25 protein-coding genes are annotated in these 22,167 nt (G+C 64.1%); 14 read left to right on the top strand and 11 right to left on the bottom strand.

From position 1 onward, the window contains the following. Positions 1-110 precede the first annotated feature (110 nt). Genes ACW4TB_RS03110 through ACW4TB_RS03075 form a run of 8 tightly spaced genes read left to right on the top strand, consistent with a single transcriptional unit; the run spans position 111 to position 6,166 of the window. Positions 111-1,304 (top strand): PepSY-associated TM helix domain-containing protein, encoded by a 1,194-nt coding sequence (locus tag ACW4TB_RS03110; protein WP_012313983.1) that lies wholly within the window; start codon positions 111-113, stop codon positions 1,302-1,304. After that, positions 1,301-1,840: a thiamine pyrophosphate-binding protein gene (locus tag ACW4TB_RS03105; RefSeq protein WP_254467579.1), complete on the top strand. Its 540-nt coding sequence runs from the start codon at positions 1,301-1,303 to the stop codon at positions 1,838-1,840. The genes ACW4TB_RS03110 and ACW4TB_RS03105 overlap by 4 nt, the downstream gene beginning before the upstream one ends. Continuing rightward, positions 1,837-2,157 carry a hypothetical protein gene (locus tag ACW4TB_RS03100; protein ID WP_012313981.1) on the top strand — a complete coding sequence of 107 codons (321 nt, stop codon included), beginning with the start codon at positions 1,837-1,839 and terminating at the stop codon, positions 2,155-2,157. The genes ACW4TB_RS03105 and ACW4TB_RS03100 overlap by 4 nt, the downstream gene beginning before the upstream one ends. Then, the gene (locus ACW4TB_RS03095; RefSeq protein ID WP_012313980.1) at positions 2,154-2,738 is read left to right on the top strand and encodes a DUF6162 family protein; all 585 of its coding nucleotides are present in this window, start codon (positions 2,154-2,156) and stop codon (positions 2,736-2,738) included. The genes ACW4TB_RS03100 and ACW4TB_RS03095 overlap by 4 nt, the downstream gene beginning before the upstream one ends. 17 nt (positions 2,739-2,755) lie before the next feature. Next, positions 2,756-3,658 (top strand): metal ABC transporter substrate-binding protein, encoded by a 903-nt coding sequence (locus ACW4TB_RS03090; protein WP_012313979.1) that lies wholly within the window; start codon positions 2,756-2,758, stop codon positions 3,656-3,658. Next, a complete protein-coding gene (locus tag ACW4TB_RS03085; protein ID WP_012313978.1) occupies positions 3,655-4,401 on the top strand; it encodes a metal ABC transporter ATP-binding protein in 747 nt (248 codons plus the stop codon). Before ACW4TB_RS03090 ends, ACW4TB_RS03085 begins: the two co-directional genes overlap by 4 nt. Then, the gene (locus ACW4TB_RS03080) at positions 4,401-5,300 is read left to right on the top strand and encodes a metal ABC transporter permease (protein WP_012313977.1); all 900 of its coding nucleotides are present in this window, start codon (positions 4,401-4,403) and stop codon (positions 5,298-5,300) included. The genes ACW4TB_RS03085 and ACW4TB_RS03080 overlap by 1 nt, the downstream gene beginning before the upstream one ends. Beyond that, the gene (locus ACW4TB_RS03075) at positions 5,297-6,166 is read left to right on the top strand and encodes a metal ABC transporter substrate-binding protein (RefSeq protein WP_279932061.1); all 870 of its coding nucleotides are present in this window, start codon (positions 5,297-5,299) and stop codon (positions 6,164-6,166) included. The genes ACW4TB_RS03080 and ACW4TB_RS03075 overlap by 4 nt, the downstream gene beginning before the upstream one ends. Positions 6,167-6,224: 58 nt before the next feature. Here ACW4TB_RS03075 and ACW4TB_RS03070 read toward each other — a convergent pair whose 3' ends face one another. The 6 genes from ACW4TB_RS03070 to ACW4TB_RS03045 all read right to left on the bottom strand — a co-directional run bounded on the left by ACW4TB_RS03070 (position 6,225) and on the right by ACW4TB_RS03045 (position 10,315). Next, positions 6,225-7,277, bottom strand: coding sequence for a DUF1615 domain-containing protein (locus ACW4TB_RS03070; RefSeq protein ID WP_012313975.1), 1,053 nt, complete (start codon positions 7,275-7,277; stop codon positions 6,225-6,227). Between the two features lie 26 nt (positions 7,278-7,303). After that, positions 7,304-7,855 carry a hydrolase gene (locus tag ACW4TB_RS03065; RefSeq protein ID WP_012313974.1) on the bottom strand — a complete coding sequence of 184 codons (552 nt, stop codon included), beginning with the start codon at positions 7,853-7,855 and terminating at the stop codon, positions 7,304-7,306. A gap of 57 nt (positions 7,856-7,912) precedes the next feature. Continuing rightward, positions 7,913-8,632, bottom strand: coding sequence for a thioesterase II family protein (locus ACW4TB_RS03060; protein ID WP_012313973.1), 720 nt, complete (start codon positions 8,630-8,632; stop codon positions 7,913-7,915). Further along, positions 8,629-8,850, bottom strand: a complete 222-nt coding sequence (locus ACW4TB_RS03055; protein ID WP_012313972.1) for an MbtH family protein — start codon at positions 8,848-8,850, stop codon at positions 8,629-8,631. Before ACW4TB_RS03055 ends, ACW4TB_RS03060 begins: the two co-directional genes overlap by 4 nt. A gap of 112 nt (positions 8,851-8,962) precedes the next feature. Then, positions 8,963-9,364: a hypothetical protein gene (locus tag ACW4TB_RS03050; RefSeq protein ID WP_012313971.1), complete on the bottom strand. Its 402-nt coding sequence runs from the start codon at positions 9,362-9,364 to the stop codon at positions 8,963-8,965. 66 nt (positions 9,365-9,430) lie between these two features. Next, positions 9,431-10,315: a LysR family transcriptional regulator gene (locus ACW4TB_RS03045; protein ID WP_012313970.1), complete on the bottom strand. Its 885-nt coding sequence runs from the start codon at positions 10,313-10,315 to the stop codon at positions 9,431-9,433. Positions 10,316-10,461: 146 nt separating this feature from the next. Between ACW4TB_RS03045 and ACW4TB_RS03040 the strand changes: the two genes are divergently transcribed. Next, on the top strand, positions 10,462-11,481 hold the full coding sequence (locus ACW4TB_RS03040) for an alpha/beta hydrolase (protein ID WP_279932067.1): 1,020 nt from the start codon (positions 10,462-10,464) through the stop codon (positions 11,479-11,481). Positions 11,482-11,576: 95 nt separating this feature from the next. Here the strand turns inward: ACW4TB_RS03040 and ACW4TB_RS03035 are convergent, their stop codons facing one another. Genes ACW4TB_RS03035 through ACW4TB_RS03025 form a run of 3 tightly spaced genes read right to left on the bottom strand, consistent with a single transcriptional unit; the run spans position 11,577 to position 14,804 of the window. Beyond that, positions 11,577-13,112 carry a DHA2 family efflux MFS transporter permease subunit gene (locus ACW4TB_RS03035; protein ID WP_012313968.1) on the bottom strand — a complete coding sequence of 512 codons (1,536 nt, stop codon included), beginning with the start codon at positions 13,110-13,112 and terminating at the stop codon, positions 11,577-11,579. After that, positions 13,109-14,302 (bottom strand): HlyD family secretion protein, encoded by a 1,194-nt coding sequence (locus tag ACW4TB_RS03030; RefSeq protein ID WP_012313967.1) that lies wholly within the window; start codon positions 14,300-14,302, stop codon positions 13,109-13,111. The genes ACW4TB_RS03035 and ACW4TB_RS03030 overlap by 4 nt, the downstream gene beginning before the upstream one ends. 28 nt (positions 14,303-14,330) lie before the next feature. Further along, positions 14,331-14,804, bottom strand: coding sequence for a MarR family winged helix-turn-helix transcriptional regulator (locus ACW4TB_RS03025; protein ID WP_012313966.1), 474 nt, complete (start codon positions 14,802-14,804; stop codon positions 14,331-14,333). Positions 14,805-15,047: 243 nt separating this feature from the next. Between ACW4TB_RS03025 and ACW4TB_RS03020 the strand changes: the two genes are divergently transcribed. Beyond that, positions 15,048-16,058, top strand: coding sequence for a FecR family protein (locus ACW4TB_RS03020; RefSeq protein ID WP_012313965.1), 1,011 nt, complete (start codon positions 15,048-15,050; stop codon positions 16,056-16,058). Positions 16,059-16,062: 4 nt separating this feature from the next. Here the strand turns inward: ACW4TB_RS03020 and ACW4TB_RS03015 are convergent, their stop codons facing one another. Next, on the bottom strand, positions 16,063-17,382 hold the full coding sequence (locus tag ACW4TB_RS03015; protein ID WP_012313964.1) for a Na+/H+ antiporter family protein: 1,320 nt from the start codon (positions 17,380-17,382) through the stop codon (positions 16,063-16,065). Positions 17,383-17,598: 216 nt separating this feature from the next. Between ACW4TB_RS03015 and ACW4TB_RS03010 the strand changes: the two genes are divergently transcribed. From ACW4TB_RS03010 to ACW4TB_RS02995, 4 genes are all read left to right on the top strand, one after another. Next, positions 17,599-19,743, top strand: coding sequence for a methyl-accepting chemotaxis protein (locus ACW4TB_RS03010; protein WP_012313963.1), 2,145 nt, complete (start codon positions 17,599-17,601; stop codon positions 19,741-19,743). A gap of 128 nt (positions 19,744-19,871) precedes the next feature. Next, entirely contained in the window at positions 19,872-20,039 is a 168-nt protein-coding gene (locus ACW4TB_RS03005) for a hypothetical protein (RefSeq protein ID WP_012313962.1), read from the top strand. A 6-nt stretch (positions 20,040-20,045) separates the two neighbouring features. Beyond that, positions 20,046-20,444, top strand: a complete 399-nt coding sequence (locus tag ACW4TB_RS03000; RefSeq protein ID WP_455828223.1) for a hypothetical protein — start codon at positions 20,046-20,048, stop codon at positions 20,442-20,444. A gap of 340 nt (positions 20,445-20,784) precedes the next feature. Continuing rightward, positions 20,785-21,408: a glutathione S-transferase family protein gene (locus ACW4TB_RS02995; RefSeq protein WP_012313961.1), complete on the top strand. Its 624-nt coding sequence runs from the start codon at positions 20,785-20,787 to the stop codon at positions 21,406-21,408. Positions 21,409-21,417: 9 nt separating this feature from the next. On the opposite strand, the gene ACW4TB_RS02990 is transcribed toward ACW4TB_RS02995, so the two are convergent. Further along, positions 21,418-22,038, bottom strand: a complete 621-nt coding sequence (locus tag ACW4TB_RS02990) for a TetR/AcrR family transcriptional regulator (RefSeq protein ID WP_012313960.1) — start codon at positions 22,036-22,038, stop codon at positions 21,418-21,420. Positions 22,039-22,167: the final 129 nt, after the last annotated feature.

The following is a 22,167-nucleotide window of genomic DNA, read 5'->3' as shown; positions in this document are numbered from 1 at the left end:
AAATATTTAGTTGCATTTAAATAGGCAGGATTTCCATTCTCATTCGTCTTTATAGATGCAGCCCCTGTGGTTGGGCATATGCTCGACCCTCATTTTCAGAAGACCGACCCATGGCCAAATCAACCAAAAAATCCAAGTCCAAGCTGTGGTTCCTGGTCCACAGCTGGCTCGCCCTGCCGATCTGGTTCTTCGTGCTGATCGTCTGCTTCACCGGCATGCTTGCCGTGGTCAGCCAGGAAATCGTCTGGCTGGCCAACGCCGATGTGCGCGCCAGCAAGCCCGACGACAGCGCCGAACGCCTGACCTTTCAGCAGGTGCTAGACGCCCTGCACAAGGCCGAACCCGATATGGTGGTGCGCACACTGAGGCAGCCGGACGGTTCGCACTTTGCCCTCAACGCCGGGGTTACCCTGCCCGACGGCAGCAGCCCGACGCTGTACGTCAACCCCTACACCGGGGCCATCCAGGGCAAGGTTCCCGACTTCAACTTCGAAGCGTTCACCCGTGCCCTGCATGGCTGGTGGCTGGTGCCCTTCACCAACGGTTTCAGTTGGGGCTGGTACCTGGTCTCGCTGCTGGGCCTGCCGATGCTCGCTTCGCTGGTGACAGGGCTGGTGGTGTACAAGAAATTCTGGAAAGGCTTCTTCAAGCCCATCCGCACCGGCCACGGCTCGCGCATTTTCTGGGGCGATCTGCATCGCCTGGCCGGGGTCTGGTCGATCTGGTTCATCGCGGTCATTGCCATCACCGGCACCTGGTTCCTGATCCAGGCGATCCTGTTCGATAACCACATCACGATCTCCAGCCAACCGATCACACCTGTGATCGCCCGGGAAGATGTACCGCAAACCGCCGATGGCAGCCCTGCCCCGCGCATCGACCTGGACGAAGCGGCGCGTATCGCCGGCCTGGCCATCCCGGGCCTTGAAATCAACGCCATCTCGCTGCCCGCCACGGCCTACAGCCATATCACCCTCAATGGCCCGGGCTGGTACCCGCTGATGTTCCAGAGTGCCAACATCAACCCCTACACGCGTAACGTCGACAGCCAGTTCCTGATCAGCGACCGCTCCGCCCTGGAGTTCGTCACCGAATCCATGCGCCCACTGCACACCGGCGACTTTGGCGGCCTGCCGGTCAAACTGATCTGGTTCTTCTTCGGCCTGGTCCTGACGCTGATGGTGTTCAGCGGCCTGTTGATCTGGACCAAGCGGACCGCCCAGGCGACTGCCGCCGCCCTCAAGCGCAGCGAGCGTGCGCCCCGCGCCACCGCCAGCGATACCCCCGTGGAGATCCGCACATGAGCCAGGCCCAGGCCCTGCCCACCCGCCCATTCAAGCAATGGTGGCTGAAGTGGCGCTTTCACTTGAACATTCTGTTGATCCTCATCCCGCTGGGCTTCATGCCCAAGTATTTCGCCGACGCCAAGCTGTTTCGCGGCGATGCCGGGCTGGGCGTGAACCAGATCAGCGATATCCAGGTTGGCCCTTACAGCCTGGACCTGGCCGAGCTGCGCAGTGAAGCCCCCCGCGCCGACGGCCCGGCGGGCTACTTCAAGCCCTTCAACGCCGCGCTTTGCAAAGCCTGCATCAACGACGTCAAAGCGGTGTACCTGCGCATCGGCAAACCCCGCAGCCTGCGCGCCGCCGGCACCATCTTCTTCGGCGCGCCGTACCGCATGGTGACCAACCTGCCGATCCCTGCGCGCACCAAGCCCGACGCGCAGATCTGGATCACCCTCGAAGGCTGGGACGGCAGCATGCACCAGGCATCGGTCCCGTTGAGCAAGGCTTCGCCAGCCACCGTGGCCTGGCTCGAAAAACAAGGAGGCAAGAAATGAAGCACATGATGCGCAGGCTCGCCCTGCCCCTGCTGGTGCTGGCCGCAGGCCCGGCCCTGGCCCACAACCCGATGTGCGAGTGCGAAGAGCTCGATGGCGGCCAGGTCAAGTGCACCGGTGGCTTCTCGGACGGCAGCGGCGCCCCGGGCGTGACCCTGGACGTGATCGGCTACGACGAGCAAGTACTGGTCGGCGGCAAGCTCGGCGATGACTCGACGCTTACCTTCAAGCGCCCCGATGGCGAGTTCTACGTGCTGTTCGATGCCGGCCCCGGCCACGTGGTGGAAGTCGACTACGCCGACATCGCGCAACCATGAGCGGCCCTACCCTGAGCCGCACCCAGGTGGTGCGCCCCGCCGGCGCCGGGCACGAAACCCTCTACGTGCTGCTGGTCAGCCTGCTGATCGTCATCGTCGCGGCCTGCGTGGTGCTGCTGCGCGGTGAACGCGAAGACGAGCAGGCCATCGCCAGCCACCAGATCGACGCCCGCCGCGACCTGACGCCCGCCGAACAAGGCGTCTATACCGACCTTCGCGTCGCATTCGACGAGATCCAGCTGCTGCGCGAAGAAACCGCCGCCGTACCCAGTGTGGTGTCGTTGGCCGAGGAAGGCTTGCCACCGTTCGTGGTAGATGCCGGCAGCCAGAGCCGTGGCAGCCACCAATGGCAGTGGCTGGAGGCTGGCGCCTATCTGGGTCGCAGCCAGGCCCCGCAGGTCGCCGGCAGCTTTTTGCTGATCGTGCCGCACGAGCGCAGCGGCCAGCCTGACGTCTGGCTGCGCCGCGACAGCGCCGCCGTGGTACCGCAAGACCTTGGCCAGGCAACCCTGATCGCCGCTGGCTGGCAGCAAGTGGTCAGCCATTACGACGCTGGGGTCACCCGCGAACACCGTCACTGAACCCAAGGAATTCCCCCATGTTGCGCTCCGCCCTCACCCTGCTCCTGGCCCTCGCGTTACCGGCCCTGGCCCTGGCCGACACCGGCAAGCCCTTGCGCATCGGCATTACCCTGCATCCGTACTACAGCTATGTGAGCAATATCGTCGGCGACAAGGCCGAAGTGGTGCCGCTGATTCCCGCAGGCTTCAACCCGCACGCCTACGAGCCACGCGCCGAGGACATCAAGCGTATCGGCAGCCTGGACGTGGTGGTGCTCAACGGCGTCGGCCATGACGATTTCGCCGACCGCATGATCGCCGCCAGTGAGAAGCCCGACATCAAGACCATCGAAGCCAACCAGAACGTGCCGCTGCTGGCGGCCACCGGCATCGCCGCCCGCGGTGCCGGCAAAGTGGTCAACCCGCACACCTTCCTGTCCATCAGCACCACCATTGCCCAGGTCAACAACATCGCCCGTGAACTGGGCAAGCTCGACCCGGACAACGCCAGGTTCTACACCCAGAATGCCCGCGCCTATGCCAAGCGCCTGCGCGGCTTGCGCGCCGAGGCGCTGGCCAAGGTCACCGAAGCGCCCGGCGCCAACTTCCGTGTGGCCACCATTCATGCAGCCTACGACTACCTGGTGCGTGATTTTGGCCTGGAGGTCACGGCAGTGGTGGAGCCGGCCCACGGCATCGAACCGAGCCCGGCACAGCTGAAGAAAACCATCGACCAGCTCAAGGCGCTGGACGTCAAGGTGATCTTCTCGGAAATGGACTTCCCGTCGGCCTATGTCGAGACCATCCAGCGTGAGTCCGGTGTGCGCCTGTATCCGCTGACGCACATTTCCTACGGTGAATACACCAAGGACAAATACGAAGTAGAGATGAAGCGCAACCTCGACACCGTGGTCCGCGCCATTCAGGAGAACCGCGCATGACCGCGGCCGCCAACCTCGTTGTGCGCGGCGGGCCCGGCATCGAATTCGCAGGCATCGACCTGACGCTCGGCCGCACGCGCATCCTCGAGCAGGTCCGGTTCAACGTCGCCGCCGGCAGCGTGCATGCCATCGTCGGGCCCAACGGCGGCGGTAAAAGCTCGCTGATCAAGACCCTGCTCGGGCAGATGCCACACCAGGGCCAACTGACCCTGCACTGGCCGGGCGAGCACCAGGTGATCGGTTACGTGCCCCAGGCGCTGGAGTTCGACCGCGGCCTGCCGATGACCGTGGACGACTTCATGGCCGCAATGTGCCAACGCCGCCCGGCCTTTCTCGGCCTTTCGCGTCGCGTGCAACCGGCAATCGACGCAGCGCTGGCGCAGGTAGGCATGCTCGACAAACGCAAGCGGCGCATGGGCGCGTTATCGGGTGGCGAACGCCAGCGCGTGCTGCTGGCCCAGGGTTTGATCCCCGAGCCGCAGTTGCTGGTGCTCGACGAACCCATGTCGGCGCTCGATGAAGCCGGCATCCAGGTGTTCGAGCACTTGCTGCACGGCTGGCGCCAGGCCGGCACCACCGTGCTGTGGATCGAACACGACCTGCAAGCAGTGTTGCGCTTGGCCGATCGGGTCACCGGGCTGAGCCGCCAGGTACTGTTCGACGCCCCACCTGCTCAAGCCCTCACCCCGGAACGCCTGCTGAGCCTGTTCTCCGTACACCCGCGCAGCGAGGGTCGCACCTGATGAGCTATGAAGCATTCCGCCAACTGGTCCAGGAATGGGCCGGCGCTGGCTACCTGCCCGAGGCACTGGCCTACGGTTTCGTGATCAACGCACTGCTCGCCGGCCTGATGATCGGCCCGGTACTGGGCGGCCTGGGCACCCTGGTGGTGGTCAAGCGCTTTGCCTTCTTCTCCGAAGCGGTCGGGCATGCCGCCCTGACCGGGGTGGCCATCGGCATCCTGCTCGGTGAACCCTACACCGGGCCTTACGGCAGCCTGTTCGGCTACTGCCTGCTGTTCGGCATCCTGCTCAACTTCCTGCGCAACCGCACCGGGCTGTCGCCGGACACGCTGATCGGGGTGTTCCTTTCGGTGTCGCTGGCACTCGGGGCGAGCCTGCTGCTGATGCTGGCCGGCAAGATCAACGTGCACATCCTCGAAAACGTGCTGTTCGGTTCGGTACTGACGGTCAGCGCGCAGGACCTGGTGGTGCTGGGCATCGTCGCTGCCCTGGTGCTGGCGCTGGCCCTGCCGCTGTACAACCGCATCATCCTGGCCAGCTTCAACCCGCAGCTGGCCGCCGTACGCGGGGTAGCGGTGAAGACCCTGGACTACCTGTTCGTGGTGCTGGTGACGCTGGTAACGGTGGCGTCGGTGAAGGTGATCGGGGCAATCCTGGTCGGTGCGCTGCTGGTGATTCCGGCCGCTGCCGCGCGCCTGGTCAGCCAGTCGCTCAAAGGGTTTTTCTTCATCTCGGTACTGATCGCCACCCTGAGCACGCTGCTGGGCATCCTGATGCCGATCGTCTTCGACCTGCCGATACCGTCGGGTGCCGCGATCATCCTGGTTGCCGGCCTCTGCTTCGCCCTCGCGGCCCTGGCCCGCGCCCTCGTCCCACGCCTGCAAGGAAACCCGGCATGAACCTGAAACAGCTCACCCTGGCGCTGGCCCTCACCGGCCTGCCCTCGCTCGCCCTCGCCACTGAAGTGCTGACCACCCTGCCGGTGACCCACAGCCTGGCCGCTGCCTTGCTCGACGGTACCGCCGTGCAGCTCAAGCGCGCCGCGCCGGCCAACCTGCCAGCCAGCCGCCAGCCTTCTTACTTCAGCAGCCGTGGCGGAGCGAGCCTTGCCAAAGCGGCGCAGCAGGCCGATGCGGTGATCGGCCTGCGCTCGATCTGGCGTGACGACCCGCTGTACCCCATGGCCCGGCGCAGCAATATCCGCATCGTCGAAATCGATGCAGCGCGGCCGGTGGACGGTGCCCTGCCGGGCATCGCGGTCAGTGGCGACGACGCCTACAGCGCCTACCCCTGGCTGAACCCGACCAACCTTGGGCGCATGGCCGACGTGCTGGCCAACGACCTGGAACGCCTGGCGCCCGCCGACAAAGCGAAGATCCAGGGCAACCTGGCGGGGCTCAAGCGCCAGTTGCTGGAATTGACCGCCAACAGCCAGACGAAGCTTGCCGAGGTCGATAACCTCAGCGTGGTCAGCCTGTCCGAGCGCCTGGGCTACCTGGCCAGCGGCTTGAACCTGGATGTGGTGGAACAGGCACTGCCGGCCGAGGGCAAGTGGGACGAAGCCGCGCTCAAGGCACTGGGCGAAAACCTCAAGAGCCAGGATGTGGCGCTGGTGCTGGACCATCGGCAGCCGGATGCGGCAGTGGCCGAGGTGATCAAGGCCTCGGGGGCCACGTTGCTCGTGGTGGAAAGTGACCCGCAAGACGCCTTGGCCGGGCTCAAGGCCAGTGTCGATCAGGTGGTCGGGGCGCTGAGCAAAGGGTGATGCAGCCTGTACCTGCCCGATCGCCGGCTTGCCGGCGATCGGGCCAGGGCAGACAGCCCTAGCGTTTCATGCACCGCTGATACCGCTCATCCACCCTCCCCGCAAACCACGCCGTGGTCAGCTTGCGGGTGATCTTCGGGCTTTTCAGTTCGATCCCCGGCAACCTGGCGCGCGGCACCGGCTTGCCTGCGGCTGCGTCAGCCAGGGCGAACACCCCGCTGTACAGTTTGCTGTCCTCGAACGCCAGGCTGTCACCCAGTTCCAGCTGGCTGCGAATCTGCGGGTTACGCAGCCCCAGCTTCACACCCAGCTTGCGCGCCGCCTGCTCGGTACTGCCAGGCATGATCGCGCCGGGGGCGATCAGGTCACCATCCAGGGCCAAGGGCACGCCCGTCACTTTGCTCAGGGCAGCCTGAAACGCGGCATTACGGCTGGCGTACCACCCCGCATTGAAGTCGGCGAAACGATAGAGCTGGCGCTCATAGTGCGCGGGGTAACCCAGCAAATGGCCAATACCGAAATACATGCCGCCTCGACGGCTGAAGACCTCCTGACGAATGGTGCCGTCGTACGTGTAGGGGTAGTCCTTGGCATGCTGCTCGGCAAACTCGACGCTGACCTGCATCGGCCCACCGGTGTGCACCGGGTTCAGCCCGCCCAGCAAGGTCCGGCCCAACGGCAGGCCGGTGATGAACTCGTCGTACAGCGCACTCAGCTGCTTCTCACTGCGCACCGCAAGCAGCCGCTGCTGATACGTCTGGCCATTGCCAGAAGCCGTATTCAGCGCACCGTCCACCAGCAACCGCGGGATATGCAGGCTCGCCGCGCGGCGGTCGACCTCGGCACGGGCAATGCGCCCAAGGTTAGGGACCTGCGGGTCGGCATTGAAGGTCGATTCCTGCTCGGTCACCGCCAGCACCGCACACAGGTTGCTCTTGCTCGGGGCGATGCGCTGGGCCTCGAACGCCACCTGGATATCCTTGGCCCAGCCCTCGCGGTCCCTGGCCTGGGCAGGCAACAAGCGCACCAGTTGGGCACGCACCTTGGCGGGGTCGGCCTCGGGCTCTTCCTCGCGACGCCCGGCGCAACCCTGCAGCAGCGCCAGGGCCATCAACCCGGCAGCCAGCAGCCGGCCGTTCAGGGCTGGTCCCCGACCAGGTAGGTCTTGCTGATATGGCGAAATTGCGGGTGGCTGGCGTTGCCCATGAGCTCGAACAGCACCATTTCGCGGGTGACTACCTGCGCCCCGGCCTGCCGCATCCGCTCAAGCCCAGCAGCCTTGTTGGCCAAGGTACGGCTGTCGCAGGCATCCTCGACCAGGAACACCTGCTTGCCCAGGCCCAGCAGGCCGAGCACGGTCTGCAGCACGCAGACGTGGGTTTCCATGCCACACACGATTACTTGCTCTCGCGCCAGAAGGCTGGTTGGCATGCACTGGGCCGCAACGCAAGAAAAGTGGGTTTTTTCCACGACTTCAGCTGCAGGGGCGGCGGCGAGAAGTTCGGGCAGGGTATGACCCAGGCCTTTTGGGTATTGTTCGGAGATGACGATCGGCAGCGCCAGATCGGTGCATGCGGCCAGCAGCCAGCGCGCCCGGGCGCGGGTGCCCTCGGCGTCGCTCATCGCGCCAATGAGCTTTTCCTGGATGTCGACGACCAGCAGCGTGGCCTTGTGAGGATCGATCAGCATTGTCTGCCTCTTGCCTGGGAAAATACCTAGCATCCCCAAGGCAAGCGGCAACGTCAATCAGGCGCAAAGCCGATGGGGCTCCAATGCTGCAGCCAGCGCCGTGAGCACACGGTCCTCCTGCTCATGGATGAAGAAGTGGCTGCCCGGAAACATCTGCAAGGTGAACGCACCCTGGGTTTCCTGGCCCCAGGCCCGCAGTTGCTCTTCACTGGCGCGGTCGTCTTGCCCACCCAGCACATGCAGCGGGCACGCCAAGGCAGGCCTTGGGCGGTAACTGTACCGGCCACAGAGCAGGAAATCCGCCCGCAGAATCGGCAACGTCAGGCTCATCAGCTCGGCGTTGGCCAGCACCTCCTCCGGCGTGCCATTGAGCTCGCGCAGCTCATTGCGCAGCTCGTCATCGGTCTTGGGGTCGCGCCAGTTCTTGCCGTCGTAGTCCTCACGCCGGGTGGGCGCCGCAGTACCGCAGGCTAACAGCGCCACCGGTGGCGGGCACCCCAGCGCCTGCAGCTCGTGGGCCAGCTCGAAGGCCAGCAGCGCCCCCAGGCTATGGCCGAGCAGCGCATACGGCGTGGCGGCGGCCTGGCGCTGTTCGGCTGCCAGCTGCCGCGCCAAGGCCTGCATGTCGGTGTGCAGCGGCTCGCCCATGCGCGCACCGCGCCCAGGCAATTCGACCGGGCATACCTGCAGCCAGGCTGGCAGCTTGCGCCGCCAACGGCTGTAGACCATGGCACTGGCCCCGGAATAAGGCAGGCACAGCAGGTTGAGCGCGGTCACTGTGCGGCAGCGTCCGCCATCTTCTGGCGCAGGCTCAGCGGGCGCATGTCGGTCCAGACTTCATCGATATAGGCCAGGCAGTCCTTCTTCAGCCCGCTCTTGCCCACAGCGCGCCAGCCGTTGGGGATCGCCTTGTAGTCGGGCCAGATGGAATATTGCTCTTCGTGGTTGACCACTACCTGGAATTGGATATCGTCGCGGTCGAAAACGGAAGTCATTGCCTGTCTCCTTGAGTGATGGATGCCGGTACGCGCGTGGCGTAGAGCGGCTCTCTGGTAGACGTAGGAAACTTCCGGAAAATTAGCAATTGGGCACGTCAACATCTGGGCCTCAAGCATCCCTCAGCAAGTCATAGGTATCCAGCAAGCGATAAGCCACCTGCGGATTGCGCTCCAACCCTCGCCGGATAGCCGCTGGAATCGACTGGCGGGTCTTGCGGCATAGGCCAGGCTGGTCATCGAGTTCGATGACAATCCCGCGCATGGTACGCACCTCGTTGTAACCAGGAGCGATGTGCACCCGGATGCCCAGGTTCTCGTACATTCTGGCCTGCAAGCGCTGCAGGTCTTCAAGGTCCTTGAGGTTTTCCAGCCGTTCGATCAGGCGCTTCTCCTCCTGGCGGGTAAGCAAGAGGATGCGCTGCGCAGCTGGCGCGTGCGCAGCCAGGTGCTCGCGGCCGCAGTCACAGGCGCCAGGTGGGCAAGGTTGGCGTAAGGCAGGTGCTGTGCTCATGGGCCAAGCATAGCGCGTCGCGGCGAGAGTAAGAGCAGCAAAAAAGTCATCGGTTTCCCGCCATCGCTAAAGGTGCACCAACCGCTCCCGCAAGAACTCGACAAACCCCTGCACCGGTCTGGCCACCTGCCGATGCTGCGGATAAACCGCCGACAGTTGCAACGCCGGCGGCGTCCAGTCTTGCAGCACGCTCACCAAGCGCCCGTCCGCCAACGCCTGCCCTACAATGAAGGTCGGCAGATAAGTTACCCCCATCGCGGCAATCGCCGCATCCCTGAGCAACTCGCCATTATTGGCCCGCATGCGGCCAGCCACTGCGATTGCCTGGGACCTGCCCCCTTGTGTGAACTGCCATTGCACCTGCCGCGAATGGCCATAGGGCAGGCAGTCATGCTCGGCCAGCATGTCTGGCCGCTGCGGTACGCCCCGCGCTTGAAGATAAGCAGGGCTGGCGCAATACACCCGCTCGACACCCGCAATGCGCCGCGCGATCAGGCTGGAATCCTCCAATGCACCGATGCGCAAGGCCAGGTCATAGCCCTCGCCGATCAGGTCCACGGGCCGGTCACTCAGGTCCACCTCCACATCCACCTGTGGGTGCAAGCGCAGGAACTCGGTCAGCAGGCACCCCAGGTGCGCCATGGCGAACGACAATGGCGCACTCAAGCGCAGGGTGCCGCGCAAGGCCTGGGCCTGGCCGCTGATGTCGTGCTCCACCTGCTGCACCTCACCCAGCAAGCGCAAGGCCGACTGGTAGTAGTGCTGGCCAAGTGGGGTGGCATCCAGGCGCCGGGTGGAGCGGTTGAGCAGGCGTACGCCCAGGCGCCCTTCGAGCTGCATCAGGCGCCGGCTGACCGACTGCTTGGACATGCCCAGGCGGTCGGCGGCGGCGGTAAAACTGCCAGCCTCCATCACTTGGGCAAAAATGCGCATGTCTTCGTACGGGTTCATTGTCTCGCTCTTGGTGACAGTCAAACGCTTTATAGCGGCTTTTTCCCATCATTGCATCTGCCTACTCTACGCACAGGTCGCAGCGATGGCCGCGAAGGCCAGGCAATACGCCCACCACAAACACTTGCCCAGAAAAGGATTCGCCCATGAACATTGTCCACAAGACCCTCACCGTCAGCCTACTGGCCGTGTCCGCAACCAGTGCTTTCGCCGCAGGTAGCCCAGGCGTCGAGCAGCACACCCAGGCCTTCCTCGAAGCCTTGGAAAAAGGCGGCGGCAAGCCGCTCGAACAACTCAGCCCGAAAGATGCCCGCGCCGTGCTGACCGGTGCCCAGGCTTCGGTCAAGGTGGACCTGTCTGGCATTGAAGTGAGAGCGCATACCATCAAGGTCAACGGTGAGGCGATCAAGCTGCAGATCGTACGCCCGGCCAACGTCGAAGGTGAGTTGCCAGTGTTCATGTTCTTCCATGGCGGCGGCTGGGTGCTCGGCGACTTCCAGACCCACCAGCGCCTGATTCGCGATCTGGTGGTCGGCTCCGGCGCAGTGGCCGTTTATGTGGATTACACCCCCTCACCAGAGGCGCACTACCCCACTGCAATCAACCAGGCCTACGCCGCGACCCGCTGGGTGGCCGAGCATGGCAAGGAACTGGGTGTGGACGGCAAGCGTCTGGCCGTGGCCGGCAACAGTGTCGGTGGCAACATGGCGGCGGTGGTCGCGCTCAAGGCCAAAGAGGCCGGTACGCCCCAGTTGCGCTTCCAGTTGCTGCTGTGGCCGGTGACCGATGCCAGCTTCGAGACCGCTTCGTACAAGCAGTTTGCCGAGGGCCACTTCCTCACCACAGGGATGATGAAGTGGTTCTGGGACAACTACACCACCGACGCCAAGGCCCGCGAGCAGATCTACGCCTCGCCGCTACGGGCCAGCAGCGAGCAGCTCAAAGGGTTGCCGCCAGCACTGGTGCAGACGGCGCAGTTCGATGTGCTGCGTGATGAAGGTGAGGCGTATGCACGCAAACTGGATGCGGCTGGGGTGACGGTGACATCGGTGCGCTACAACGGGATGATTCATGACTATGGCTTGCTGAACCCGCTGAGCCAAGTGTCTGAAGTGAAGGCGGCGATGCGCCAGGCGGCGGGGGAATTGAAGGTGCACTTGCAGTAATCAGAGGGTATGCGCTGATCATTCCGACACCAGCCGGGCGCGTTTGGCGCGCAACGCTTTATTCGCGCCACGCGCCAAGGCCCGCTGCCCGCCCCTCAATGCCCCGCTGAAGCCGGCCCCGCCTTGGCAGCAAACGGCGGCTTGGCAAACCACACCAGCAGAATCAACCCGGCAAACACCCAGCCCATCAAGGTGAAGTAGTCCACCGTCGACATCATGTAGGCCTGCCCGTTGAGTATCTGCTCCAGCTGCGCATAGCTTTGCGGGTTTGCCCCGCCCAGTTGCTCCAGCGTATGCCGCGTCGCCGGGTCGAACTGGCTGATGTTCTCGCTCAGGTAGGCATGATGCTGGTCCGCCCGGCGGATCCAGATCCACGTGGTCAACGACGCCGCAAAGCTGCCGCCCAAGGTCCGCAGGAACGTCGCCAGGCCAGACCCGTCGGCGATCTGGTGCGGCGGCAGGTCCGACAGCAGAATGCTTAAGGTCGGCATGAAGAACAGCGCTACACCAATCCCCATGAACAGCTGCACCAGGGCAATGTGCTGGAAGTCCACCTCGTTGGTGAACCCCGCGCGCATGAAACAGCTGGCACCGATGGCCAGGAACGCCAACCCCGCCAGCACCCGCAAGTCGAAACGCTGCGCGTACTTGCCCACGAACGGCGACATGATCACCGGCAGCAGGCCGATCGGTGCCACCGCCAGGCCTGCCCAGGTGGCGGTGTAGCCCATCTGCGTCTGCAGCCACTGGGGCAGGATCAGGTTGATGCCGAAAAAGCCTGCGTAGCCTCCCACCAGCACAATGGTACCGATGCGGAAATTACGGTGCGCGAAAAGCCGCAGGTTGACCACCGGGTGGCGGTCAGTCAGCTCCCAGATGATGAATATCGCCAGGAACACGACCGAGATCAGGCTGCCGATAATGATGAACGACGACTCGAACCAGTCCAGGTCATTGCCCTTGTCGAGCACCACTTGCAATGCGCCCACACCGACAATCAAGGTCAGCAGGCCGATGTAGTCCATGGGCTGGCGGCTGGTCACCACTGGCCGTGCGCGCATCTGCTGGCGCACCACTGCGGCAGCGAACAGGCCGATCGGCACGTTGATGAAGAAGATCCAAGGCCAGCTGTAACTGTCGGTGATCCACCCGCCCAGGATCGGCCCGGCAATCGGCGCCACCACCGTGACCATCGCCAGCAACGCCAGCGCCATCCCCCGTTTGGCCGGCGGGTAGACAGCAATCAGCAAGGTCTGAGTCATCGGGTATAGCGGCCCGGCCACCACCCCCTGCAGCACACGAAAGCCCACCAGCTCCGGCATCGACTGCGAGATACCGCACAGAAAAGACGCCAGTACGAACAGCAGCGTGGCCCAGATGAACAGTTTGACCTCACCGAAGCGCCGGCTGAGCCAACCGGTCAACGGCAACGCGATGGCATTGCTCACCGCGAACGAGGTGATCACCCAGGTGCCCTGCTCGGAACTCACCCCCAGGTTGCCGGAAATGGTCGGCAAGGCGACGTTGGCGATGGTGGTGTCGAGCACCTGCATGAACGTCGCCAGCGACAGGCCTATGGTGGTCAGCAGCAGGCTCGGCGGGGTGAACTGCGCCGCAGCGTTGTTGCTCATCGTTGCGCCGTCTTGCCGGGGGCGCTGTTGTCGTGGATCAGCCGAGCGATCAGATGGTCAGCTTCGACCAACTGACGGTCGTACACCTGGGTGGTGTAGCTGGCCTGCTGCGGCGGCTGTTGGGCCAGGGCCGGGCCGCTCTGGTCGTGCAGGTCGACCTCGACCACGGTGGACAGGCCGATGCGCAGCGGGTGGTCCTTGAGCTGGTCCGGGCTGAGGTGGATGCGCACCGGTACGCGCTGGACGATCTTGATCCAGTTGCCGGTGGCGTTCTGTGCCGGCAGCAAGGCGAACGCGCTGCCGGTGCCGGCGCCCAGGCTATCGACCGTGCCGCTGTACTTGACGTCGCTACCGTACAGGTCGGCGCTGATTTCCACTGGTTGGCCGATACGCATGTCGCGCAGCTGGGTTTCCTTGAAGTTGGCGTCGATCCACACCTCGTCCAGCGGGATGACTGCCATGGTCGCGGTGCCCGGCTGCAAACGCTGGCCGAGCTGCACGGTACGTTTGGCAACGTAACCGGTGACTGGCGCCACCAGCGTGGTGCGTGCGTGGTCCAGGTAAGCCTGGCGCAGGTCGGCGGCGGCGGCCATGACCTCAGGGTGCGAAGACACTACCGTGTCGTCCACTAGCGCCGTGCTGGTATTGAGCTGCTGGCGCGCGCTGTTGACGGCGGCCTGGGCCACGGTCAGGTCATCGCGAGCATGGGAGATTTCTTCCGCGGCAATCGCGCCGCTGTCGGCCAGCACCTTGCGCCGGTTGTAGTTCTGCCGGGCCTTCTGCAGCTCGGCCTGGCGTGTCTGCAACTGGGCCTTGAGTGAATCAACGTTGCTGTACAGGCCACGGACCTGTCGCACCGTCCGGGCCAGCTTGGCTTGCGCGGCCTGCAGGGCCACCTCGCTGTCGGCCGGGTCGAACTGCAGCAGCACCTGGCCGGCGTGTACCAGGTCGCCATCATCGGCGCCGATGCTGATGACGGTGCCGGTGACCAGCGGGGTGATCTCCACCACATTGCCATTGACGTAGGCGTCGTCGGTGCTTTCATGCCAGCGCCCGATCAGGCTGTACCAGGCCCAGGCGCCAGCGCCGGCAAGCAGCACCACCAGCAACAGGCCAAGCAGCCAGACTTTGCGCTTGCGCGACGGTTCGGGTGCGGCGGAGGGAGTCGAGGTGTCTGCGTTATTGGCCATGACAATACCTTGGAATATGAAACAGGAATCAACGATCGCCGAAGCGGCGGATCGTCAGAGGGTCGCCGGCACCGAGCAGGACTTTGGCCAGCAGGCCTTCAAGGGTCTTGAGCTCGTCAGGCTGCAGCACGCCGACCAGCTCGTTCATCGCCGCCGCGCCGATCTCGGGCAAGCGGTCGGCGAGGCGTTGGCCTTCGGCGGTCAGGGCCAGGCGTACCTGGCGACGGTCGTTGGCGCAGCGGTTGCGCAAGATCAGGCCCTTGTGCTCGAGGCGGTCGAGCATGCGGGTCATCGAGCCGCTGTCCAGGCCCAGGTAGCGGCACAGTTCTGCCGGCGTATCCACCTGGTATTGGGTGACGATGATCAACACTTTGAACTGAGCCGCGGTCACGCCTTCTGATTCGAGGTGCCAGTCGAGAATACGGTCCTTGAGAATGGCCGCACGGCCGAGCAGCATGCCGATGGCGCAGGACTGGAAGTTTTGCGGGGTGAAATGAGACATCGGCAGCAGCCCGGGCAATTGTGTAAAAATATTACTGCCTAAGCAGCAAATGTCAAAGCTTTCATTAGGGGGCTATGGAAATAGCCTTGGGAAACACGCTAGATGGGTAGCGGGAAAGGTTCTCAAACGCTGGAAAACACTTGCGAACCCGATGAAAAACACACACAACTGATAGTCATTCGCCATTACCTCGGTTCTCGGGAGCCCCTCGCAGGAGTAGAATGCGCAAAACCCGGAGCCGCAATGAACCAAGACCGCCTCAATCCCAGCCCTGACGATGCCATCGCCGACGCCGCCGCGCAGTGGTGCATGCGCCTGCACGCCGACGATTGCACACAGGCCGAGCGCGACGCATTCGCCCGCTGGTTGGCAGCGGACCCGCGCCACGCCGACGAATACCAGGCGATGCTGGAGATCTGGTTCACCGCCGACCTGCTGCCGCGCAACGCCACGGTCGTCGACTTCAACCCACCGGTGCGCCAGGTGGCGCGGCGACGCCAACACTGGAGGCCAATGGCCTCGGCGGCAGCCGTCGCCCTGCTGGTATTGCCTCTGGCGGGCTGGATTGGCTGGATCCAAGGCTGGCTGCCAAACCACTACCAGCACGTTGAAGCAGGCGGTCAGGCAAGGACCGTACAGCTGAGCGACGGCAGTACGGTGGAGCTCAACCTCAACACCGAACTGACCTACCTCAACTATAAGGACCAGCGCCAGGTCACGCTCAAGCGAGGCGAGGCGTTCTTCAAGGTGCAGCATGACAGCACCCACCCTTTCATCGTCCGTGCCGGCCACGGCCAGACCCGGGTCACTGGCACCCAATTCAACGTGTGGAAGTATCAGGACCAGGTCAAGGTCACCCTGGTGCAGGGTTCGGTACTGGTCAGCAGCGACGGCAGCACCGGCGGCTACCGCCTTGGCCCCGGCATGCAGGCCAGTTATCGCACCGGCGACTTCGAGCCGCAACTGGCCCAGAGCGAAGACCATGGCAGCAGCCTGGCCTGGCGCAACGGCAAGCTGGTGCTCGACAATCTCAGCCTCGAACAGGCCCTGCCAGTGATCAACCGCTACCTCGATGCGCCCCTGCTGCTGGCCGATGCCAGCACCGGCCGCATCCGCATCAGCGGCATTTACAACACCCGTGAAGTCAAGCGCCTGGTGGACAACCTGCCCAAGGTGCTGCCGGTGTACCTGACCCGCAGCAAGGACGGCAGCACCGTCCTCAACAGCATCTCCCCACCGCCCGACAAGGGCTGATGCCCTAGAGCGTCATCGCCGCCAGCCAGCCAAACGCCAGCAGTGGCAGGTTGTAGTGGATGAAGGTCGGTACAACGGTGTCCCAGATATGGTGATGCTGGCCATCGACGTTGAGCCCCGAGGTTGGCCCCAGGGTCGAGTCCGATGCCGGCGAGCCTGCATCACCCAGGGCACCGGCGGTGCCGACGATGCACACGGTGGCCAGGGGGTCGAAGCCCAGCTGCACGCACAGCGGCACGAAGATCGCCGCCAGAATCGGCACCGTCGAGAACGACGAACCGATGCCCATGGTCACCAGCAACCCCACCAACAGCATCAGCAAGGCACCGACGCCCTTGCTGTGGTCGATCCATTGCGCCGAAGTTTCTACCAGGCCCTTGACCTCGCCAGTGGCTTTGAGCACCTCGGCGAAACCCGAAGCTGCGATCATGATGAACCCGATCATGGCCATCATCTTCATGCCTTCGGTGAACAGGCTGTCGGTGTCTTTCCAGCGCACGATGCCCGACAGCGAGAAGATCAGGAAACCGACCATGGCGCCGATGATCATCGAGTCCAGCCACAACTGAACGATGAACGCCGCAGCGATAGCAAGCCCCGCCACCAGCAGGGTCAGCGGGTTGTACTGCACGCTGACCTGCTCGACCTGCTCAATGCGCGCCAGGTCATAGTCGCGCTTCTTGCGGTAGCTGAAGAACACCGCCAGCAGCAAGCCGGCCAGCATGCCCGCCGCGGGAATGGCCATGGCATGGGTGACGTTGACACCGCTCACGTCGACGCCTGCGCGGGCAACGTTGGCCAACAGAATCTCGTTGAGGAAGATGTTGCCAAACCCCACCGGCAGAAACATGTAAGGCGTGATCAGGCCAAAGGTGATCACGCAGGCGATCAGCCGGCGGTCGATGCGCAGGCGGGTCAACACGTACAGCAGCGGCGGCACCAGCAGCGGGATGAAGGCGATGTGGATCGGCAGGATGTTCTGCGATGACACCGCCACCACCAGCATCAGGCCGATCAGCAGCCACTTGACCTTGCCGCCATTGGCATGGCCTTGGCGGTCGATCATCGCCAGCGCACGGTCTGCCAGGGCGTGGGCCAGGCCGGACTTGGCGATCGCAACGGCGAAGGCGCCGAGCAAGGCATAGGACAACGCCACCGTGGCGCCACCGCCCAGGCCGCCGTTGAAGGCCTTGAGTGTGCCCTCGATGCCCAGGCCGCCGACCAGGCCACCGGCCAGGGCGCCGATGATCAGCGCGATGACCACGTGCACGCGCGACAGGCTGAGTATGAGCATGATGCCTACCGCGGCAATCACTGCATTCATGGTTTGGCTTTCCTCGTAGCTGCAGACAAAAAGCGCGCACTCTGCAGCAGTGGGGCACAGATGTCAAAAGCGCCGGGCTGCGGCGTATTACGCGGGCCGGTAAATTTAAATTGAATGTTTGAATAAAGAAAAAAACCGGGGAGCCGATATAGCAGAGGGGTTAAGCCCCACCCAAGATCCAAAGCCAAACCCTTACCCTCAAAAAAGGGACGCCCCATGCCTTTGCGACAACTTTCCATCCAGTGGAAGATCACCCTGCTTGCCGGCCTGTGCCTGGCCAGCATCGTCACACTGCTCGTCGGCCTTTCGCTGTACCGCATGGACCACAGCTCGGACCTGGTCAAAGCCAGCAGCGAGAAGATGCTCAGTGAGGCAGCGCAGGCGCGTATCGAGTCGCAAGGCGAGGTCCAGGCCCTGAACATCAGCCGCCAGTTCATGGATGCCTACCAGTACGGTGCCGGGTTCGCCCGCCAGGTGCTGTTCCTGCGTGAGCAGGCGGAAAAGCGCTTTCTGGATGCCTACGACCTGCGTGAAGACATGACCCGCCAGGTTCGTGCAGCCCTGCAGGCCAACCCCGAACTGCTGGGCCTGTCACTGGTGTTCGAACCCAATGCCCTGGACGGCAAGGACAGCCTCTTCACCGCCCAACCCGAGCTTGGCAGCAACGAGACCGGCCGCTTCGCCCTGTACTGGTCGCAGCCGCGCGTCGGTCAGTTGACCGCCATGGCCCTGCCCGAACACGACATGGCCAACACCGAGATCGGCCCCAGCGGCCAGCCCGCCAACACCTGGTGGGTGTGCCCGCGCAGCAGCGGCAAGGTCTGCGTGGTGGAGCCGTACTTCTACGACATCGACGGCCAGCGCGTGCTGATGACCAGCATCGTGTTCCCGCTGGCGGTCAACGGCAAGGTGATCGCCACCTTGTCCATCGACATCAACCTCAACAGCCTGCAGGCCCTGAGCCAGGAAGCCAGCCGCAGCCTGTACGAAGGCCGCACCACCGTAGGCATCCTGAGCCCAGTGGGCCTGCTGGCCGGCTACAGTGCCGACGCCAGCAAGCTGGCCCAGCGTTTTGACCAGGTCGACACCAGCAAAGGCGCCGAATTGGTACGCAAGCTGGCCGAAGGTAAATTGAGCGTCCACCACGACCAGCAACGCCTGAAGGTACTCGCGGCGTTCCAGCCAATCCCTGGCGCCCAGCCATGGGGTGTGCTGCTGGATGTGCCGGAAAACGCCCTGACCGGCCCGGCCGAGGCGCTGAAACAAGAGCTCGATGCCCTGAACACCAGCGGCACCCTGCTGGAGCTGGGCCTTGGCCTGGGCGCTGCGATTGCCGGCCTGCTGCTGGTGTGGCTGATGGCCCGTGGCGTGACCCGGCCGATCCTCGGGGTGGCGGCCATGCTCAAAGACATCGCCAGCGGTGAAGGCGACCTCACCCGCCGCCTGACCTACGACAAACGCGACGAGCTCGGGGAACTGGCCGGCTGGTTCAACCGCTTCCTGGACAAACTGCAGCCGACCATCGCCGAGGTCAAACGCTCGGTGCAGGCGGCACGCAGCACCGCCGACCAGTCCTCGGCGATTGCCACGCAAACCAGCGCCGGCATGGAACAGCAATACCGTCAGGTCGACCAGGCGGCCACCGCCTCGCACGAAATGAGCGCCACGGCTCAGGACGTCGCTCGCAGCGCCGCCCAGGCGGCACAGGCCGCTCGTGAAGCAGACCAGGCAACCCGCGAAGGCTTGGCAGTGATCGACCGCACCACCCGCAGCATCGACACACTGGCAGCAGACATGAGCCATGCGATGGCCGAGGTCGAAGGGCTGGCACATAACAGCGAGAAGATCGGCTCGGTGCTGGAGGTGATCCGCTCGATTGCCGAGCAGACCAACTTGCTGGCACTCAATGCCGCGATCGAAGCTGCCCGTGCCGGTGAGGCCGGCCGTGGCTTCGCCGTGGTCGCCGACGAAGTGCGCAACCTGGCCCAACGCACCCAGGAGTCTGTGGAAGAAACCCGTCAGGTCATCGAAGCCCTGCAGGCCGGCACCCGCGAGGTGGTCGGCGCCATGGATAATAGCCATCGCCAGGCCCAGGGCGGTGTGGAGCAGGTCGGCCAGGCCGTCACCGCGCTGCAGCGCATCGGCCAGGCCGTGACCGTGATCACCGACATGAACCTGCAGATCGCCTCCGCCGCCGAAGAACAGAGCGCCGTGGCCGAAGAGATCAACAGCAATGTCGCGACCATCCGCGATGTCACCGAGTCGTTGTCCGGGCAGGCCAATGAATCTGCACGGGTCAGCCAGTCGCTCAACAGCCTGGCCAACCAGCAACAGGGATTGATGGACCAGTTCCGCGTCTGACTGGTGCCTCTCATCGCTGGCATGGCTGCGCAAACATTCCAGCGATGAGGCCTGCAACAGCTGACATGCAGCGGGGTGCCTGTGGCCGGGTTGCCGGCAACAGGCACCCCGCTGCATGAGGTGAGTGAATGTCAGGTCCGATCACCTCCATGATCATCCCCGACATCATGATTGACCCCATCATCAGCACCATGCCCTACGCCGTGGGCCTCACCCACACCATGACTGGCTTCGTGATTCGCTTCATGGTTGGCTCCATCATCCGCCCCGTTGCGGCCACTTTCACCGCGACCTGAGCTAGCATGACCGCCCCCATCACCGCTGTGGCCGCTACCGCCGTGGCCTGCGCCACTGCCACCGCTGCCGCCTCCATGCCCCCCACCACCTCCACCGCCGTGACCGCCGCCGCCTCCGTGACCTCCCCCACCGCCGTGGCCACCACCACCGCTACCCCCACCGTGGCCGCCACCACCGCTACCCCCACCGTGGCCGCCACCACCGCCACCATGACCACCGCCACCATGACCACCACCACCACCACCACCATCCTTCGCATACGCATTCGAAGTAATGCCGATAGTGTCAGGCACCAATACCGCCGAAGCCGACAACACAGCCCCGATGGCCAAAGCCAACAAGCATTTCCCGAGCATGATGACCCTCCGCTTGGAGTTGCACAGATTGCTTGCGGCAACCTGTGATTTGCGGCCTCCCCCATGGGGCGACCTGCCAACCAGCGCGGCCATCCATCAGCAGCGGTGAACATGATCCTTCAGGGCCTGCTGGCCTAATGTTGCAGAATGTTTCTCAAGTAGTGAGCGTAGCCGGCTGCCGGGCTTCTTGCCCGCGACCCATACGAATACGAAACTCCCCAATTGCCGGAACACCAAGGCTGACAAGGCCTCGGTGGCGGCCTCTTGCCGGGGGACCGAATCGGTGCCTAGGTGGGGATTTAGGCCCGCTACTGACCACTGCGCTTTTACGCTTGACCGAAGAAGTGCCGTGGTTGACGATCGGCTCTTCCCGGAAAAGGACTACAGCATGCTACGGATATTGGGCAGGGATTCTTCCATCAACGTGCGCAAGGTCCTCTGGGCCTGCATTGAGTTCGATATTCCCTTCGATCGCGAAGACTGGGGCGCAGGCTTCCAGCCCACCGACACGCCTGCGTTCCTGGCCCTGAACCCCAACGCCATGGTCCCGGTGATTCAGGACGGCGACTTCACGCTGTGGGAGTCCAACACCATCATCCGCTACCTGGCCACGCGTTATGGCGATGCGCCGGTGTACCCCACCGAGGTCACGGCTCGGGCCAGGGTGGATCAATGGATCGACTGGCAAGCCTCGGACCTGAACCGCTCGTGGAGCTATGCGTTCATGTCGCTGGTACGCCACTCACCCGCGCACCAGGATGCCCAGGCGCTGGCCGCCGGGTGCGCAGACTGGTCGCGCCATATGCGCATCCTCGAGCAGCAGTTGGTTACGACCGGTGCTTATGTGGCCGGTCACAGCTTTACGCTGGCCGATATCCCCATCGGGCTTTCGGTCAATCGCTGGTTCGAAACGCCCTTCGAGCACCCTCACCTGCCGGCTGTGCGGGATTACTACCAACGGCTGAGCGAGCGTGCGGGCTTCCTGGCCCATGGCCGTAACGGGATGGCGTAGGGGGAACCGTCAACCGCGCATGCCGGCCAGCAAGATGGCCATGAACATGCGCACTTGCGTGCGATGCGCAGGCATGTCCAGCGTCTCGCTGTTGCACAGGCGCAGCAGTTGCAAGTGCCCATAGTCGTTGATCAGGAACGCCGCATAGCCGACATCGAGATCGGCCCGCAGCTTGCCGCTGTCACACAGGTCCTGCAGCAGGTGCTTGAGCTCCTCGACCAACGCGTCGTTGACACGCTTGTAGGCGGCGGGCAACGCCTGCTGGTCACCGCCCAGCAGCGGCAGCAAGGGCGGCAGGATCTCGCGCCACAGTGGCGCGGGCAGCACCGCGAAGGCGTAATCGGTGAGGTGCTCCTCGTAACAGCACAAGGCATCCAGCGCATCCTCGAATTCGGGCAGGCGGCGGCGCGCCTGGGTGACGGCGCGGTGGTCCGCCTCGCGCAGCTTCTCCAGCAGGATCTCCTGTTTGCTGCCGAAATAGGCGAATACCGTGGGCACAGACACCGCCGCCAGGCGCGCGATCTGCTCCATGGTGGTGGTCTGGTAGCCCTGCGCCTCGAACAGGCCCAGCGCCGTACGGCTGATCGTCTCCCGGCGCATGGCCTTCTGCTGTTCGCGTAATCCGCTCACGTCACTACCTTTGTCGAACCCGATTGGTCGGGAGGGCCAGCATACAACATCGCTGAACCGGGAAAATATTTTATTGACTAAAACTTTTTATCGACGCAAAACTAGCGCGGCATTTTGACCCAGGGAGTC

The sequence above is a fragment of the Lelliottia jeotgali genome, assembly GCF_977070485.1.
Note: the sequence above shows the minus strand (reverse complement) of the source record. Positions and strands in the feature narration are given on the sequence as shown.